Consider the following 16659-nt stretch of genomic DNA (forward strand, 5'->3'; position numbering starts at 1 on the left):
CAGTCAGAGGAGACGATCCGCGTCATGGTCGCACATCGTACCTGTTCCACCCTCCCACCGACAGCGATCTGCAGCCGCCCGCATCCAGCCCACTCCGCCGGGGCGAGCCATCTGATCGCCCTCAGCCTTCTCAGCCTGGCTGTGGTGGCGCTCTTGCCCTTGCTTCCGTCCCGCGCTTCCGCAGCGCCGGTGACCGCTCTCCTGGAGGATGCCGAGGGCAAGCTCAAGGGTTGGCCCGGCAACGCGGTTGTCGATCCCGACGCCTCCCAGGGCAAAGCCTCGGTGTGCTGGACGCCGGATGCGCACGCGAACGCCCAGTCCCTCAACTTCGACTTCGCCGGCCGCGGTGTCGAGTTGTCCGAGTGGGACCGCTTGGTCTTCGATTACAAGATGCCCAAGAGTGGCTGCATCTGGTGGGGTGTCAAGATCGTCGACTTCCCGCTCGGCGACGGCATGCAGGCAACCTGGCAGCTCACCGACCCCGACGCAACCAAGCCGGGGGTCTGGCACAAGGCCGTCATCGACCTGCAGCACCCGACCTGGCTGTGGGGCGACAAGCCCGACAAGACGTCTCAGCTCATCATGTTCCGCTGCCAGATGGCTGAGGGTAAGGTCACGCCCATCCTGCTGGACAACCTCCGTCTCGAGCGCGACCCCTTCCGGATCGAGAAGGTGGAACGACAGGAGCCGGTTCAGGAGGGCGACGTCCTCTACTCCAACTACGAGGTCCGGCTGCAGAACGCCACCGACGACCAGATCACGGTAGCTGTCGGTCTGCGACATACTGACGCGAACCTCACGGCCGAGGCCGGCCTTCAGGAAGTCGTGATACCCGCTCGGTCCGTGCGGTCCGTCAAGGCGCAGCTCATCGCTCAGCTCAAGGGGGAAAAGGCCGCTTCCCCACTCACTGCTCTCAGCACAGAGCTCTTCGCACAGGTGAAAGGCATGGCTGACACAGAAAAGACTGCCGCACTGACCCTTGCCGTCCCGCTGGGGAAACTGCAGCACCCCTTTGCTCTACTGACGAAGCAAGACGTACCTCGCATACTCGAAGCTGTGCAGAAGTCGCCTGAGGCCAAGGCAGTCTATGACGGCCTCAAGCAGCGTGCCGACTCCTGGCTGACCAAGGCGCCCCAGTATCCCGACCGCGGCGGCCAGTGGTGGCACTGGTACACCTGCAAGGCTTGCGGCGGCAAACTGGTCACGAAATCGCCGACGGAGCATGTCTGCGCTGACTGCGGTAAGGTATACACCGGCTGGCCCTACGATGATGTGGTCCTGGACCGCGATCATAGTGCTCTCGCCGGCGCCATTCGCGACTGTGGTCTGATGTTCACCCTCACCGGCAACAAGGCCTATGCGGCCAAGGCCCGCGAGATCCTCATGGGCTACGCCGAGCGGTATCTGAACTACCCACTCCACGACATCAACGGCAAGCCGAACAAGGGCGGCGGCCATGTGGGCCCGCAGACCCTGGACGAGTCGACGTGGCTCATTCCCGTGGTGCAGGGCTTCGACTGTATCTACGACACCCTCAGCGCCGACGACGTCAAGTACCTCGCCGACAAGATGCTGCTTCCGGCGGCCTGGCTCATTCACGACCACCAGTGGGGCATCCACAACATCTGCTGCTGGCATGACTCGGCCTACGGGCTGGTTGGCCTGGCCCTGGCGGAGCCGACGCTGGCCGCCGATGCGATCGCAGGGCCCAAGGGCTTCCACCAGCAGGTCGAGAAGGGCATCTCCGATGATGGTCTGTGGTATGAGGGCGCCTGGGGTTACCACTACTACACCATGATGGCGCTGAGCCCGCTTGCAGTCGCTGCCCACAACATCGGCATCGAGATGTACAGCGAACGATACAAGCGGATGTACGACGCGCCCCTGAAGTTCATGGCCCCCAAGGGTGAGCTGCCGGCCTTCCATGACAGCGGCACCTCCAACGCCCTCGGTTCGGGGAACCTCTACGAGATCGCCTATGCTCGCTGGCAGGATCCGATCCATCTGCTGCCTGTGATCCAGGCCGGGCGCAAGAGCCTGGAGACTCTGCTCTACGGAGTCCCGCTTGGTGCGGAACCCGAGTTCAAGCTGCAGTCCACAGTCTTCCCGGCCGCCGGCTGGGCCATCCTCCGCAGCGGTGACGTGGGCACCAGCCTTGCCGACAAGCACATCCCGCAGAACTACCTGGCCCTTGACTTCGGCCCCCATGGCGGCGGACACGGGCACCCGGACAAGCTCTCCTTCGTCTTCTATGGCAAGGACACACTCCTGGCCGAGGACCCCGGCTGCATCGCCTACGGCAACCCCGCCCACCAGGGCTGGTTCCGCCAGACCGTGAGTCACAACACCGTGGTCGTCAACGGCAAGAGCCAGCAGGCTTGCACCGGCGAGACGCAGTTCGCCTCCTTCGGAGACGGCATCGGCATCTTCAGCGCACGGGCCGACGGGGCCTATCCGGGAGTCCGCCTGCGCCGCACCGTGGCCCTCATCGGTGACCGCCTGATCGACGTTTTCCTGTGCCAGGCGACCGAGGGCGAGGCAACCTTCGACTGGTGCTACCACAACCGAGGCGCCTTCGAGAGCGTCCTGCCTCTGCAGGCGATGACCACAGGCCCCACCGGTGACGGCTACAGCTGGGCAAAGGAGTGGCGACAGGCTGAGGCGAATCAGGAGTGGACGGCAGTCTGGCGCGGCGACAAGGCACCCAGCGTTGCCTTCGCTCAAGCTGCCCCCGATGGCTCTCGCGAGGTTCTTGCCGCCATCGGCATGGGCAACCCGACGAAGATCAAGGTGCCCTTCGTCGTTTCCCGTCAGAAGGGCAAGAGCGCGCTGTTCTGTTCAGCTATGCAGGTCTTCGATGGACCTGACACACCGCAGTTGCAGGTGCGCGTGCTTCCCATCGGCTCCTTCAGCGGCAACGCCGAAGAGCAGCCCGTGGCAGTCGAGGTTACCGGCAACGGTATGCGTGACGTGCTGCTGGTCAACCCCGCTGGTGGCGTCCTGAAGGCCGGCGAGTTTGAGCTCGAGGGACAGGGCGCTGCCCTGCGGTACCGAGGTGAGGCCCTGGAGAGTCTGGTCGTCGCCGGAGAGGCCAAGGTCCGCGTCAACGGCCGCCTGACCGCACCGACTGCCGGCAAGTAGCCGCAGACACAGGCCAGTTGCTGCGCCCTGAGCACAGCCTTCCTACAGCCCGGCAGGGCCGCTCTTCCTGGCGGTCCTGCCGGCCATACCGGCATCTCCTGGGATACCGACATGGAGTTCCAGCTTACCGACCTCATCGATGGCCAGTACAAGGTTGTCGAGAAGCACCGCGGGGGAATGAGCCTCGTCTACATCGTCCTGGACGAGTTTTCCCAGAAGCGCTTCGCCATCAAGACCGTCAAAGAGGACTTCCTCGATGACCTCAGCGTCATCGACCGCTTCCACGAAGAAGCTCGCACGTGGATGAACATTGGCCGACACTTGCACGTGGTCGAGGCGATCATCTACCGCAACATCGGCGGGCAGCCCTTCCTCTGGCTCGAGTACGTCGACGGCAGCGACCTGCAGAAGCTCATCGAACAGGAACACCGCCTGCTTCCTACCCAGGTGGTCCTCTACGCCCTGCAGGTCTGCGAGGCCATGCAGTATGTCCACACCGCCCAGGTCCGCAGTCAACGTGGCGTGATCCACCGAGACCTCAAACCCGCCAACATCATGCTCGACCGGCGGCTGGGTGTGAAGATCACGGACTTTGGCCTGGCCAAGCTCTACGGCGGCACCCGGGGACTCACAGACGCCGGTGTCGGGTTGGGCACCTACCTGTACATGCCGCCCGAGCAGTTCCTCGACGCCGCGACGGCCGATGCCACCTCCGACATCTTCTCCTTTGGCGCGTGCATGTACGCCGCGCTGACCGGTAAGCCGCCCGTCACTGGCGACACCATCGGCGCGGTCATCAACAGCATCCTCAGCAAGACCGCGCCAAGCCCGGAGAAGGTCTGCGACGAAGTCCCGGCAGAGCTGGCGCAGATCGTCATGTGGTGCCTCGCCAAGCCCCGAGAGCGTCGGTTCCCGAGCTTCGAGGCACTGGGTGGCGCCCTCGAAGCGGTCCTGCCCATCTGCAACGAGTCCTCGGCCGACACCGTCGTGCACAAATGTCAGGGCTGCGGCCATCTCACTCTGCACGAGTACCGCGTCTGCCCCGTCTGCGCCAGTTACTTCGACGTCGGCAGTCTGCGGGACTTCCTGGCAAAGGGAGAGAGCCGCGAGACCCGCTCCGTGAGCGTACCCCAACCGACCGCAGCGCCACAGCCCGCTCAGGCGCCGGAAGCCGCACCGCCGCCGTCGTCCGAGCAAGCTCCCGCGGAGGCCGGTCCTACTGCCGCAGACCTGTACGCGCAGGCTCTCCAGCATCGGCAGGCTGGGCGGTCCCGTCAGGCACTCTCACTTCTGCGTGACGCGCTGACCCTCGATCCTTCCCACAAGGAGGCGCGCGCAGCCTTCGACGAGTTGGCGTTGCAGGTCGCTCGTGAGAAGACGCAGGCGGCCACCAAGGCCTACAACTGGGGGATGTTCCGCGGGAACGTGACCCGCAGCGGCTACACCCCGGAGGCCATCGCACCACCTCTGCGCAGGGCGTGGCAGACCCGCGTCGGCGAGTGGATCATCGGCTCACCGGCAGTGGTCAACGGTGTGGTCTACGTCGGCGCGTATGTCGACAAGCCGGGGAGACATGGGCGGATGGCGGCCCTGCGTGCCCAGGACGGCGAGGCGCTGTGGACTGCCGACTTCGCCTATGAGATCGTCAGCAGCCCCCTGGTGTTCGAGGGACGCACGCTCTACTTCGGCTGCCAGAACAACCTTGTCGCCCTGGACGCAAAGACCGGGCGCCGGGTGTGGGAGTTCACGACTGCCGGTGAAGTAGTCGGCGGCCCGGGTGCCTGGAAGCGTGTCGTTTTCTTCGGTAGCTGCGACAGCCGCCTCTACGGCATCCACCCGCAGAGCGGGCAACAGATGTGGGCCTTCTCCTCGCGCGGCGAGATCTTCTCCTCGCCTGCCTACTGGAACGGGGTAGTCTACGTCGGCTCCAGCGACCACCGGCTTTACGCCGTCAATGCAGCCTCCGGGCGCGGCGTGTGGGAGTTTGTCAGTGGAGGCGAGATCGCGGGCTCGCCGGCCTACGCCAACGAGCGCGTCTACTTCGGTTCGACCGATCGCCGCGTATACTGCCTCGATGCACAGACCGGCCAGAAGCTCTGGGAGTACCAGACCGAAGCCGAGATCCACAGCTCGCCTGCGGTGTGGGGCGAGTGCCTCTACGTGGGCTCGCGCGACCACTTCCTCTACGCTCTGGACTCGCGCACCGGCGAACTGCGCTGGCGTTTTGCTACCGGCGACTGGGTACATAGCTCCCCGGTCATCAGCGGCAACATCGTCTACTGCGGCTCGCACGACAAGAAGCTCTACGCGGTCGAAGCCGAGAGCGGCGTTCTGGTCTGGGAGTACCAAACTGCCGGCGAGGTCCAGGCCTCACCGGCAGTCTCAGCGGGAGCCGTCTACGCTGCTTCCAACGACGGCAACGTCTACTGCTTCACCGCACGCTAGCCTTCGCCTCACGGCCTGGCCTCACCATCAGGCTTCCTCCCGGCGCGTCTCCGGTAGCTGTCGCAAGGCCGCCTCTCTGACCTGCTGCTCAGCCCCCACACGCAACCCCAGAAAGAGCAAGGCGGTCAGCAGACTGCACGCCACAGCTATGAGCGTTGCTGGCCCGAAGTCGCTGGCTCCCTCTCCTGCAACTGCGGTGTACACTCCTACCGGTGCGCTGACACTCATTACCGCCAGTGCCAGATGCGTGTTCTCTAGCGTCAGCCCCGCCAGACTTCCCACCGGTACCGGCATCACCCACACGAGGAACAGAAACAGCGCGATGTAGGTCTGTCCCCCCTTCGGGAACCGCAGCAGGAAGTACTGGTGCGCACAGGCGAAGGTGCCCAGCGCGGCGACAGCCACCAGCACCCCAAGCAGAGCGCGTGTCGGCGCTGGCCCCTGCGGCGCCGGAAAGCAGGCCAGGACGAACACGCCACAGAGAGCCAGGATCACCGTGAAGGCCCACATGGGGGCCCAGTTCACAGAAAGGTCGCTCCACACAGGCACCGAGGAAAGCCCCAGCTTCCTGGCTCTGCGCACCCCATTTGCGGTCTGGCCAGCCGTCGGTGTCACTGCGACCGTGAGCATCAGTGCGGCCAGAAGGCCACCGTACAGGGCCCCGAGGAGTGGGAGCGTCTTCTCAAGGAGGTCCGTGCTCTCCAGCCCATGGCCGAACCCGTGGCCCAGGGCGAGGAAGGCGATGAACCCCACAAAGACCACTGCCGTTGGCTTGGAGTACACCATTGCGTACTCACTGCGCACCTTACGCACCGCAGCCACGAGCATCAGCAGCGCGAGAGGCACCTGGTGGATCAGGGAAAGGACCAGCGGGGGAATGCGCCCCCCGAAGAAGTACAGCTCGCGCACAAAGTGTGACTCGGGGTCGAAGGCTGCGGCTATCGACGGCACGGGCGTCAGGAGCCCCAGGGGCGTCTGAATGCCCACAAGAGCGAGAATCACCACGACCCCGACCGCCCAATTACTGGCACTCCGTGGCTTCTTCGACAGACACCCGGCCATCGCCGCCAGAGAGTGGTACAGAAGGGCACAGGAGGCCATCGCGACGAGGCTGACCACGAAGCCATCGATCCCCGGCTTCCCCGCCAGCGAGGCATAGAGTAGGAAGGGCAAGGTGCAGGCGAACAGCACCCACTCCCGCACCGAGGCGCCCAGGACGAAACCCACAGCCGTTGCCAGCGAGGTCTGGGGAGAGATGCGGTGCAGGTCGAGCATCCCGCTGTCGCGGGACTGGGCCACCGCCATCGCCACCTCATTCGTGCCGATCAGCAGAAGCAAGATCCCCTGCACGACCAGCAGCGCAGTGAACCCTCCACCGTCTTTCATCAGATCGGCCGCGTAGGACCACCACATCAGACAACCGCAGATCACCACCACGGCCAGGATCGCCGGCAGTGTCTGCTGCGAGCGAAGCCGTGAGCGTCGGAAACGCACGAACAGCGGGTTCTCCCAGAAGACGATCTCTTCAGCCATCTAGGACACCTCCCTCGCGCCGACCTTGAGGAACACAGCCTCCAGGTCTTCGTGTCGTCTGACGAAGGAGGAGACCCGAACCCCTCCCTGAACGAGCTCAGCCAGGACGCCACTCATCTCCTCCGGCCCACCATCCAGCAGGAACCGAAAGGTGTCGCCCTCGCGTGCAACCGCATGCACACCGGTCTGTGAGCTGAGGATGCCCTCGACCAGATCCGCGCCGCTGAAGACCTCCATCTCGATCTGGCCCTGCCCGAACACCCGGGTCGTGATGTCCTCGACTCGACCGCTCATCACTAGGCTTCCGCGCTCCATGATCCCCACGGAGGTGCAGAACTCAGACAGCTCCGGGAGAATGTGCGAGGAGATGATCACGATCTTGCCGTCAGAGCCCAACTGCCGGAGGATCTCCTTCAGCAGGGCGCGTCCATAGGGGTCTACCCCACTCGCCGGTTCGTCCAGCAGCAGAATCCGTGGCTCGGGGAGCAAGGTTCGAGCCAGCATCAGCCGCTGCTTCATCCCGCGCGAGAGCTGCCCGGTGTACTCACCGCGCTTGCCGGCCAGGTCCACGAGCTCCAGGTAGTGGGTGATCCTCTCGCCACGCTCGGTCTCGGGAACCAGGTAACTTGAGGCGAACAGATCGAGGTACTCCCAGACGGTGAGGTCCTCGTACACCGGAGCGGAATCGGGCATGAACCCGATCGCTTGCACCGCCTTCTCGCGATCATGGTCCATGTCGACGCCGTCGATGATGATGTCCCCGTAGGTCTTCTCCACCAGCCCCACCAGGGCACGCAAGGTCGAGGTCTTCCCCGCCCCGTTCGGACCGATCAGCCCATAGATCTCTCCCGGACCCAGCTCCAGACAGAGGTCTCTGACAGCACAGACTTCATCATAGTCTACTCTCAGATTGCGCACTTGTATCATTGATAAGGCCTCCACGCTCCACATCTCTGACAAGCCGACCTGAGTGTGGTGCTTTTCGCCAACTACGCGACGATGTCCTGCAAGGCCAGGGGGCATTCCCTACGCTTTCGCCCGCCTGCCAGACAGGACTCTGGGGAGTCGCACGGCCTCTGCGACTACAGAGCTCTTTCTGCTCGAAGCACTTGACTTGCCTCGTTGGAATCAGTATACTTGTCTCGATACAAGAAACTCGATAATTGTTGCTCGATTAACCAGAAAGCAACTCCAGAGGGCAAGTCCTTCCCAACCGAGATCTACCCGGACTTGACCGATGCCGAAGGCACAAGACGCCCACGCGAGGAGGGCACTCACATGCTCAAAGACCAGCTACAGACCGTTCCAGTGCCGACGCTGCGCAGACTGCCGTCCTATCTGCAGTTCCTGCGCAGGCTTCAGGCGACGGGTCGCGATGTGGTCTCCTGCACTCACATTGCCGACGACCTGCACCTCGATCCGACCCAGGTGCGTAAGGACTTGCAGACGACCGGCATCGTCGGCAAGCCCCGGGTCGGCTACTACCTGCCCGCACTCATCGAGGCCATTGAAAGCCTCTTGGGCTGGAACAACACCACGGAGGCCTTCCTGGTGGGCGTCGGCAGTCTCGGCACTGCCCTGATGGGCTACGGTGGGTTCAAAGAGTCCGGGCTCGAGGTCCTGGCCGGGTTCGACGTGGATCCTGCCAAAGTCGGCACCGAAGTCCACGGCAAGCAGATCCTCCACTTGGACAGGCTCCCCGATCTGGCCGCCCGGATGCACATCCATCTGGGCATCATCACTGCACCGGCCGAGTGTGCCCAGGATATTGCCCAGCTGATGGTGCTGAGCGGCATCCGTGCCATATGGAACTTCGCCCCGACGACCCTTGAGGTCCCCGAGGGAGTCATTCTCGAGAACGTAACACTCGCCGCAAGCCTGGCCGTGTTGTCCAGCAAGCTCACCGCCATGCTGCGTGCCGAAGAGCAGGGAGGCGTCACCAATGCGTCAACCACAGTCCGATAGCTCGCCGTTGGCGGCCCGTCAGTTCGCCAAGGTCTGCGAGATCCTCGACCGCCACGAGCGAGACGCAGCGAAGCTGATCCCCATCCTCCAGGAGGTGCAGGAAGAGTACCGGTACCTGCCTGAGGAGGTCCTGACCTACGTGGCCACGTCCCTCGGACTGCCGCCTGCCAAGGTCTACGGCGTCGCCACCTTCTATGCCCACTTCACGCTGGAGGCCAAGGGCAAGTACGTCATTCGCGTGTGTGACGGAACCGCCTGTCACGTGAAGCGCTCCATCCCGATCCTGGAAGCGGTTCGCAAGCGTCTGGGAATGGACGAGGAGCGCAAGACCACCAGCGACATGCTCTTCACCCTTGAGACGGTCTCTTGCCTGGGTGCCTGCGGTCTGGCTCCCGTCATGGTGATCAACGATGAGGTCCACGGTCAGATGACCCCTGACAAGGCCGTCGCCCTCGTGGAAGAGATCATTGCGAGAGAGGGAGACAGCAATGAGTAACAGTGCCATCCAGACTCTTGACCTCGACAAAACCGCCGAGCAGTTCGGCGAGATGATGGAGCAGACCGACAAGCGCGTGATCATCTGCGCAGGCACCGGCTGCATCGCCAATGGATCACTGAAGGTCTATGACGCCTTCCTCAAGGAGATCGAGCAGGAGGGCCTCAAGGCCGTTGTCCAGCTCAAGGAAGAGGAGGAGCAGGAGGGCATCTACGTCTCCAAGAGCGGATGCCAGGGCTTCTGCCAGATGGGTCCGCTCGTATGGGTGGAGCCGGCTGGTGTCCTGTACGTCAAGGTCACTCCCACCGATGTCCCCGACATTGTAGGAGCTACCCTCAAGCATGGCGTGGTCCTCGAGCACCTCCTGTACACAGAGCCGGCCTCCGGTGCGCGCGCCAAGAACGCCCAGGAGATCCACTTCTACCAGCGCCAGTCGCGCACGGTCCTCAAGGAATGCGGGCACATCGACCCAGAGGACATCCGCGAGTACATCTCTCACGGTGGCTACTTCGCAGCTCGCAAGGTCTTCACCGAGATGACACCGGAGACCGTCTGCGAGGAAATGCTCCACGCCGGTCTGCGTGGTCGTGGTGGTGGCGGGTTCCCCACCGGCAGGAAATGGGACCTCACGCGCATTGAGCCCGAGGGCAAGAAGTACGTCATCTGCAACGGCGACGAGGGTGACCCCGGGGCCTTCATGGACCGCAGCGTCATGGAGGGCAATCCCCACAGCGTGCTTGAGGGCATGGTGATCGCCGCCCGAGCCATCGGCGCTGACGAGGGTTTCCTCTACGTGCGCGCGGAGTACCCACTGGCTGTGAAGCGCCTGCGCAAGGCCGTGGCGGATGCGGAGAGCGTCGGCATACTCGGCGACAACGTCTTCGGGAGTGGGCTCTCGCTGCACCTGCATGTGATGGAGGGTGCCGGCGCCTTCGTCTGTGGCGAGGAGACCGCCATGATCGCCTCCATCGAGGGTAACCGAGGCATGCCTGCACCGAAGCCGCCCTACCCCGCTCAGAAGGGTCTGTGGGGCAAGCCGACGGTCATCAATAACGTAGAGACGCTTGCCACCGTCCCGCTGATCTTCCGCATGGGCGCCGCCAGGTTCCGCTCCATCGGCACCGAGGGATCGCCGGGCACGAAGACCTTCGCTCTCACCGGCCACGTCGCCAACACCGGCCTGATTGAGGTTCCCTTCGGCGCGTCCTTGCGCGAGATCGTCTACAACATCGGCGGCGGCGTCACCGACAACCAGGGCAACCTCACCGGCGACGGGTTCAAGGCCGTTCAGATCGGTGGCCCCTCCGGCGGTTGTCTGACGGAGGAGTTCCTTGACCTGCCCCTTGACTACGATTCCATCAAGACGGCCGGTGCCATGGTCGGCTCCGGCGGTCTGGTGGTCATGAACAAGCAGACCTGCATCGTTCGCATCGCTCGCTTCTTCATGCAGTTCACCCAGAACGAGTCCTGCGGCAAGTGCGTGCTGTGTCGTGAGGGCACCAAGCAGATGCTCGCCCTCCTGGACGACATCATCGAGGGCCGTGCCGACGAGGGAACCCTCGAGCTCCTCGAGACTCTGGCCAAGACTGTCCAGAAGGGTTCTCTCTGCGGGCTTGGCAAGACCGCGCCGAATCCTGTCCTGTCCACGCTGCGCTACTTCCGCCCCGAATACGAGGCGCATGTGTTCCAGAAGCGCTGCCCGACCGGCGAGTGCAAGGCCCTCACGCCGCCCAAGATCGACCCTGAGAAGTGCCGTGGCTGCGGTCTGTGCGCACGAGTCTGCCCGGCTGAGGCGATCTTCGGCGAGAAGAAGCAGGCGCATCACATCGATCCGGAGCTGTGCATCAAGTGCCGAGCCTGCGTGTCAACCTGCAAGTTCGGGGCGATCGCCTAGCACCACGGTTCGGGTCGGCTGAGGCTGCCGTGCACCGCGGCTCTCGCTTCCTAGGACGACGCAAGGTGCACGCCCAAACCTGAGAGCACGCGACACTGGGAGTGTAAAGGATGAACCAGGACAACTTTGTAATGATCGACGGGCGCGAAATCCCGATCGAGGGCGAGGCCAACTTGCTGGAGCTGTGCCGCAAGGCCAACATCGACATTCCCACCTTCTGCTACCACTCACACCTGAGCGTCTACGGCGCTTGCCGCCTGTGTCTGGTCGATGTGGAGGGGCGCGGCATCGTCACTTCCTGCTCCACCGCGCCGACGCCGGGGATGAAGCTGCGCACGAACACCGACGAGATCCGCCAGATGCGCAAGATCGCCATTGAGCTGCTCTTGGCCAACCATGACCAGAGCTGCCCGACCTGCCCCAAGAGCGCAACTTGCCGGCTCCAGGACTTGACCCGTCGGCTCGGGGTTACCGAGGTCCGCTTCAAGCGCACCCAGAAGGAGGCGCCCCGTGACCTCAGTTCGCCCTCCCTCGTGCGCGACCCCAACAAGTGCATCCTCTGCGGCGACTGCGTCCGCGTGTGTGCCGAGATCCAGGGCATCGGCGCCATCGACTTCGCCAACCGCGGAAGCCATGTCTGTGTTGTGCCCGCCTTTGGCAAGGATCTGGGTACGGTCGAGTGTGTGAACTGTGGCCAGTGTGCTGCCGTCTGTCCGACCGGAGCACTCACCCCGCGCTCAGAGATCGACGATGTCTGGAAGGACCTCAACAACCCGGACAAGCTGGTCGTGGCCCAGATCGCGCCGGCCGTACGTGTAGCGCTGGGCGAGTCCTTCGGCCTCGAGCCGGGAGCCCTGACCATCGGGCAGATCGTCGCAGCCTTGCGAGCCATGGGGTTCGACAAGGTCTATGACACCTGCTTCGCCGCCGACCTGACCGTGATGGAGGAAGGCAACGAGTTCCTGCAGCGCGCTGCCAAAGGCGAGAAGCTCCCGCAGTTCACCTCCTGCTGCCCGGGCTGGGTCAAGTTCGCCGAGCAATACTACCCGGAGCTGCTTCCGAACCTGTCCTCCTGTCGCTCGCCGCAGCAGATGTTCGGCTCGCTGGCCAAGGAAATGCTGCCTGTGGAGCTTGGCATTGACCGCTCCAAGATCGTCGTCGTCTCCATCATGCCCTGCACTGCAAAGAAGTTCGAGGCCCGACGCAGCGAGTTCCGCCATGAGGGCATCCCGGACGTCGACCATGTGCTGACCACCCAGGAACTGGCCCTGATGATCGAGGGCGCCGGTATCAGCTTCAACAAGCTGCAGCCCGAGTCGCTGGACCTCCCCCTGGGCTTCAAGACCGGAGCCGGCATCATCTTCGGAGTCACCGGCGGCGTCGCTGAGGCCGTCCTGCGACTTGCGGCCGAGAAGATCTCAGGCATCAAGCTCGACAATCCGGACTTCAAGATCGTCCGCGGTGAAGACGGGGTCCGCGAAGCCACCCTCAAGTTCGGTGACAAGGAGCTCAAGCTCGCCGTCGTCCATGGTCTTGCCAACGCCCGCAAGGTAGCTGAGAAGGTCCGTGCCGGGGAGACGGACTACGACCTTATCGAGGTCATGGCCTGCCCCGGTGGCTGTGTCGGCGGCGCCGGTCAGCCCGTAACGATCGACGCCAATGCCCGGACGCAGCGCGCTGCCGGGCTGTATGCGGCCGACAAGATGGTCCAGCTCCACAAGTCGCAGGAGAACCCCTACGTTGCCCAGGCCTACGACATGACCCTGGGCGAGGTCGGCGGGCCCAAGGCGCACCAGCTCCTGCACACCCACTACCACAGCCGCAAGCGTATCAGCGACGAGGATCTCACGCTCACCGGCGGTGAGGAGCCTGCACGCCTGAGCGTCAACGTGTGTGTGGGTACGAGCTGCTTCGTCCGTGGCGCTCAGAACCTGCTCCATCGCCTGCTGGACTACGTGCAGGACCAGGGGCTTAACGACACCGTTGAGGTCAACGCCACCTTCTGCTTCGAGCGCTGCGATCGCGGGCCGACCGTCGCCGTTGGCGACACGGTCATCGAGAAGTGCACCTTCGACAAGGCGACAGCGGCAATCCAGGAGGCCCTGGAGAAGATCGTAGCCTGATCCGCGTGGCCCAAGAGCCCGTCACTTTCCGAAAGGTCAACCATCGTTGGGAAGGTCGGGGAAGGGAGGGGTCGAATCTGACCGTCAGGGGTACAGTGGAGACACTGGATGCCGGTCAGCTCGGGCCCTCCCCCCACTTTTGACACGGACGGAGCCTTCCATGGACACTGAGCAGAGCAGGAGTCGCATCGTCTTCACCAACAAGGCGCGCTGCCGCGACTGCTACCGGTGCGTGCGGGTGTGCCCGGTGAAGGCCATTCGAATGGAGGACGGCCAGGCCCACGTGGAAGAGGACCGCTGCATCGCCTGCGGGACGTGCATCCGTGAGTGCCCGCAAGGCGCCAAGACCTTCCGCGATGACACCTCCCGGGCCAAGGAGATCATGGCAGGCGGAGGGCCCATCGCCGCCAGCGTTGCCCCTTCCTTCGCCGCCGTGTTCACCGAGTGGGAGCGCAAGCGTCTGCCCTCAGCCCTGCGCAAACTCGGCTTCTCCTACGTCGCCGAGACCGCGATCGGTGCGTACCACGTGGCCCACAAGACGGCCGAGCTAGTGGCCGCCGACCCCACGCATTCCCACGTCTGCACCGCCTGTCCTGCCGCCGTCACCTACATCGAGCGCTACCAGCCCGACCTTGTCGGCTACCTCACACCCGTGTGTTCCCCGATGGTCGCTCACGCCCGGCACATCAAGGCCAACCTCGGACCGGATACCCACGTTATCTTCATCGGTCCCTGCGTTGCCAAGAAGGCCGAAGCTGAGCGACCCGAGAACGAGGGTGCCGTGGACTGTGTCCTCACCTTCCGCGAGCTGGTGCAGTGGCTCGACCAGGAGAGCATTCTGCTAGCCGAGTGCGAGGAGAGCGGCTTCGATGAGCAGCCCGAGGGCGATGCCCGCTTCTTCCCCCTCGAAGGTGGAAGCCTGCGCACCGCCTGCCTCGACGCCAACCTGCTCGCCACCGACAACGTATCGGTCAGCGGCGCCGAAGCCGTCCATGAGGCGCTGGAGAGCCTGCGCAACGACCCCGCACCGGTTGTCATCGAGCCACTGTTCTGTCCGCACGGCTGTGTGGGTGGCCCCGCGATTCCGCGCGAAGCAAACCTCTACGACCGCCGTCGTGAGGTGCTCGGCTACGCGACACGGAATCCAGGTACCGAGCCCGGAGAGCCTGAGCCTGAGGAGGCCCTCAAGGCCGAGTTCACCGACAAGCCCCTGGTCGAGGAAGTCGAGATCACCGAAGAGAAGATCCGCGAGGTCCTGGCGCGCACCGGAAAGGTCACGCCCGAGGATGAGCTCAACTGCACCGCCTGCGGCTATCCGACTTGCCGCGACAAGGCGATCGCCGTCCTACGTGGCCTCGCCGAGCCCGAGATGTGCATCCCGCACATGCGACGACTCGCGGAGCAGCGCACCGATCGCATCATCGAGACCAGCCCCAACGGCATCGTGATCGTCGACGAGCACATGGACATCCTCAGCATGAGCCCGGCTTTCCGCCGCATGTTCATGTGCACCGAGGCCGTCCTGGGCAAGCGCATCTCCTACCTCATGGACCCCGACCCCTTCGAGCGTCTGGCCTCGACGGGTGAAGACCTCCTCGAGATGACCGTGACCCATGAGCGCTACGGGATTGTCTGCCACCAGATCCTCTACCCGCTGCGTGAGGAGCACCAGTACGTGGGCATCTTCGTCAACGTCACCCGAGGGGTCGCAGACCGACAGAAGCTTGACCAGCTCCGCGCTCAGACCGTGAATCAGGCCCAGCAACTGCTGCAGCACCAAATCACGATGGCCCAGCAGATCGGCAAGTTCCTTGGCGAGAGTGCGGCGCAGGGCGAGAAGCTCGTGCAGAATCTTATGCAGATGGCGGGCGAAGAGCACGAGCCAACCGGGAAGGAGGGAGACGACTGGCTGGCCGATACCTACACGTCGAAGTCCTAGCAGCTCAGCAGTCGAAGAAGCCCGGTGACCCCTGCGGAGACGTGTACGCCTTCGAGCGGACGGCCACTGCGACGACGCTGGTGTGCGCCGACGGGATCGGCTCGGGCATCAAGGCCAACGTGGCCGCCAACATGGCCGCCTCCCGTCTGCTGGAGCTGCTACGTCAGGGCTTCTCTCAGCGCGAGGCCTTCTCGCATGTCGTCCAGACCATGGAGGACGCCAAGCACGCGGACCTGCCCTACGTGGCCTTCAGCCTCGCACGGATCCTCAACGGCGGCGAGACGACGGTCCTGTCCTACGAGGCGCCGGGACCGCTTCTGGTCGGACGACGCCACACGGCGATCCTGCCTCAGCACAACGTGATGCTGGGCGCTGCTCTGACCCTGGAGTCCAACTGCCACCTGGAGCCGGGCGAGGGCATCCTGCTCATGACTGACGGCATCACGCAGGCCGGTCTCGGAGGCAGTACACGAGGCGGTTGGAAACTGGAGGGCGCCACCAGACACGCCACGGACCTGCTTGCCAATGGTGTGCCGCCGGATAGCCTGCCCGCACGCATGAACCAGCGGGCCGTTCAGCTAAGCGCTGGCACAGCCGGCGACGACTGCACAACCGTCCTGGCCCTCTGTCGGCTGGGGAAGGTCGTGACCGTCTTCACCGGGCCGCCGGTGGACGCGAAGAAGGACCGCGAGGTGGCTCGCAACTTCCTCGCCGCCGAGGGGACCAAGGTCATCTGCGGGGCCACCACGGCCGACATCATCGCCAGGTACCTCGGAACCAAGGTCACCATCGACCGAAGCAGCCAGAGCATGCTGGCGCCTCCCGGCTACCTACTCGACGGCATCGATCTGGTCACCGAGGGGTCCGTCACCCTCAACCAAGTCTACAACGTTCTGGATGTAGACCCCTCGCAGTTCGACGAAGACAGCGGCGTCACCAGCCTCTACGAACACTTGGTCCATGCGGACCGCGTGAACTTCATCCTGGGCACCGCGCAGAACCCCGCAAACTGGCACATCAGCTTCCAGCAGCGGGGCCTGCTGCCTCGCACCAAGATCGTGGAGCTCCTGGCCGAGAAGCTCCGCGAGGCAGGCAAGCTCGTCGTCATCCAGCGGGTCTAGGC

Annotated in this window: 10 protein-coding genes; 8 read left to right on the plus strand and 2 right to left on the minus strand. The window is 64.2% G+C overall.

The window, feature by feature from the left end; all coding sequences use genetic code 11:
- Positions 1-24: 24 nt before the first annotated feature.
- Both ABFE16_08535 and ABFE16_08540 read left to right on the plus strand, forming a co-directional pair.
- Positions 25-3141 carry an alginate lyase family protein gene (locus ABFE16_08535; protein ID MEN6345343.1) on the plus strand — a complete coding sequence of 1039 codons (3117 nt, stop codon included), beginning with the start codon at positions 25-27 and terminating at the stop codon, positions 3139-3141.
- Positions 3142-3252: 111 nt separating this feature from the next.
- A complete protein-coding gene (locus tag ABFE16_08540) occupies positions 3253-5586 on the plus strand; it encodes a PQQ-binding-like beta-propeller repeat protein (protein MEN6345344.1) in 2334 nt (777 codons plus the stop codon).
- 27 nt (positions 5587-5613) lie between these two features.
- On the opposite strand, the gene ABFE16_08545 is transcribed toward ABFE16_08540, so the two are convergent.
- Positions 5614-7119, minus strand: coding sequence for a hypothetical protein (locus ABFE16_08545; protein ID MEN6345345.1), 1506 nt, complete (start codon positions 7117-7119; stop codon positions 5614-5616).
- Positions 7120-8046: an ABC transporter ATP-binding protein gene (locus ABFE16_08550; GenBank protein MEN6345346.1), complete on the minus strand. Its 927-nt coding sequence runs from the start codon at positions 8044-8046 to the stop codon at positions 7120-7122.
- A gap of 351 nt (positions 8047-8397) precedes the next feature.
- Here ABFE16_08550 and ABFE16_08555 point away from each other — a divergent pair, with 351 nt between their 5' ends.
- The 6 genes from ABFE16_08555 (at position 8398) to ABFE16_08580 (ending at position 16657) form a co-directional block, all read left to right on the plus strand.
- Entirely contained in the window at positions 8398-9084 is a 687-nt protein-coding gene (locus ABFE16_08555) for a redox-sensing transcriptional repressor Rex (protein MEN6345347.1), read from the plus strand.
- The gene (locus ABFE16_08560) at positions 9062-9580 is read left to right on the plus strand and encodes an NAD(P)H-dependent oxidoreductase subunit E (protein ID MEN6345348.1); all 519 of its coding nucleotides are present in this window, start codon (positions 9062-9064) and stop codon (positions 9578-9580) included. The genes ABFE16_08555 and ABFE16_08560 overlap by 23 nt, the downstream gene beginning before the upstream one ends.
- Positions 9581-9632: 52 nt before the next feature.
- A complete protein-coding gene (locus ABFE16_08565; GenBank protein MEN6345349.1) occupies positions 9633-11474 on the plus strand; it encodes an NADH-ubiquinone oxidoreductase-F iron-sulfur binding region domain-containing protein in 1842 nt (613 codons plus the stop codon).
- Positions 11475-11584: 110 nt separating this feature from the next.
- Positions 11585-13597 (plus strand): [FeFe] hydrogenase, group A, encoded by a 2013-nt coding sequence (locus ABFE16_08570; GenBank protein MEN6345350.1) that lies wholly within the window; start codon positions 11585-11587, stop codon positions 13595-13597.
- A gap of 160 nt (positions 13598-13757) precedes the next feature.
- Complete coding sequence (locus tag ABFE16_08575) at positions 13758-15536, plus strand: [Fe-Fe] hydrogenase large subunit C-terminal domain-containing protein (protein ID MEN6345351.1); 1779 nt, start codon at positions 13758-13760, stop codon at positions 15534-15536.
- A 41-nt stretch (positions 15537-15577) separates the two neighbouring features.
- The gene (locus tag ABFE16_08580) at positions 15578-16657 is read left to right on the plus strand and encodes a SpoIIE family protein phosphatase (protein ID MEN6345352.1); all 1080 of its coding nucleotides are present in this window, start codon (positions 15578-15580) and stop codon (positions 16655-16657) included.
- The last annotated feature ends 2 nt before the right edge of the window (positions 16658-16659 follow it).

The organism is Armatimonadia bacterium (assembly GCA_039679385.1).
Lineage (GTDB): Bacteria > Armatimonadota > Zipacnadia > Zipacnadales > JABUFB01 > JAJFTQ01.

What these genes read in the sequence shown, in the direction of transcription:
- ABFE16_08535 (MEN6345343.1), top strand. Translation starts at nt 25, where the DNA reads ATGGTCGCACATCGTACCTGTTCCACCCTCCCACCGACAGCGATCTGC.
- ABFE16_08540 (MEN6345344.1), top strand. Translation starts at nt 3,253, where the DNA reads ATGGAGTTCCAGCTTACCGACCTCATCGATGGCCAGTACAAGGTTGTC.
- ABFE16_08545 (MEN6345345.1), bottom strand. Translation starts at nt 7,119, where the DNA reads ATGGCTGAAGAGATCGTCTTCTGGGAGAACCCGCTGTTCGTGCGTTTC.
- ABFE16_08550 (MEN6345346.1), bottom strand. Translation starts at nt 8,046, where the DNA reads ATGATACAAGTGCGCAATCTGAGAGTAGACTATGATGAAGTCTGTGCT.
- ABFE16_08555 (MEN6345347.1), top strand. Translation starts at nt 8,398, where the DNA reads ATGCTCAAAGACCAGCTACAGACCGTTCCAGTGCCGACGCTGCGCAGA.
- ABFE16_08560 (MEN6345348.1), top strand. Translation starts at nt 9,062, where the DNA reads ATGCGTCAACCACAGTCCGATAGCTCGCCGTTGGCGGCCCGTCAGTTC.
- ABFE16_08565 (MEN6345349.1), top strand. Translation starts at nt 9,633, where the DNA reads ATGATGGAGCAGACCGACAAGCGCGTGATCATCTGCGCAGGCACCGGC.
- ABFE16_08570 (MEN6345350.1), top strand. Translation starts at nt 11,585, where the DNA reads ATGAACCAGGACAACTTTGTAATGATCGACGGGCGCGAAATCCCGATC.
- ABFE16_08575 (MEN6345351.1), top strand. Translation starts at nt 13,758, where the DNA reads ATGGACACTGAGCAGAGCAGGAGTCGCATCGTCTTCACCAACAAGGCG.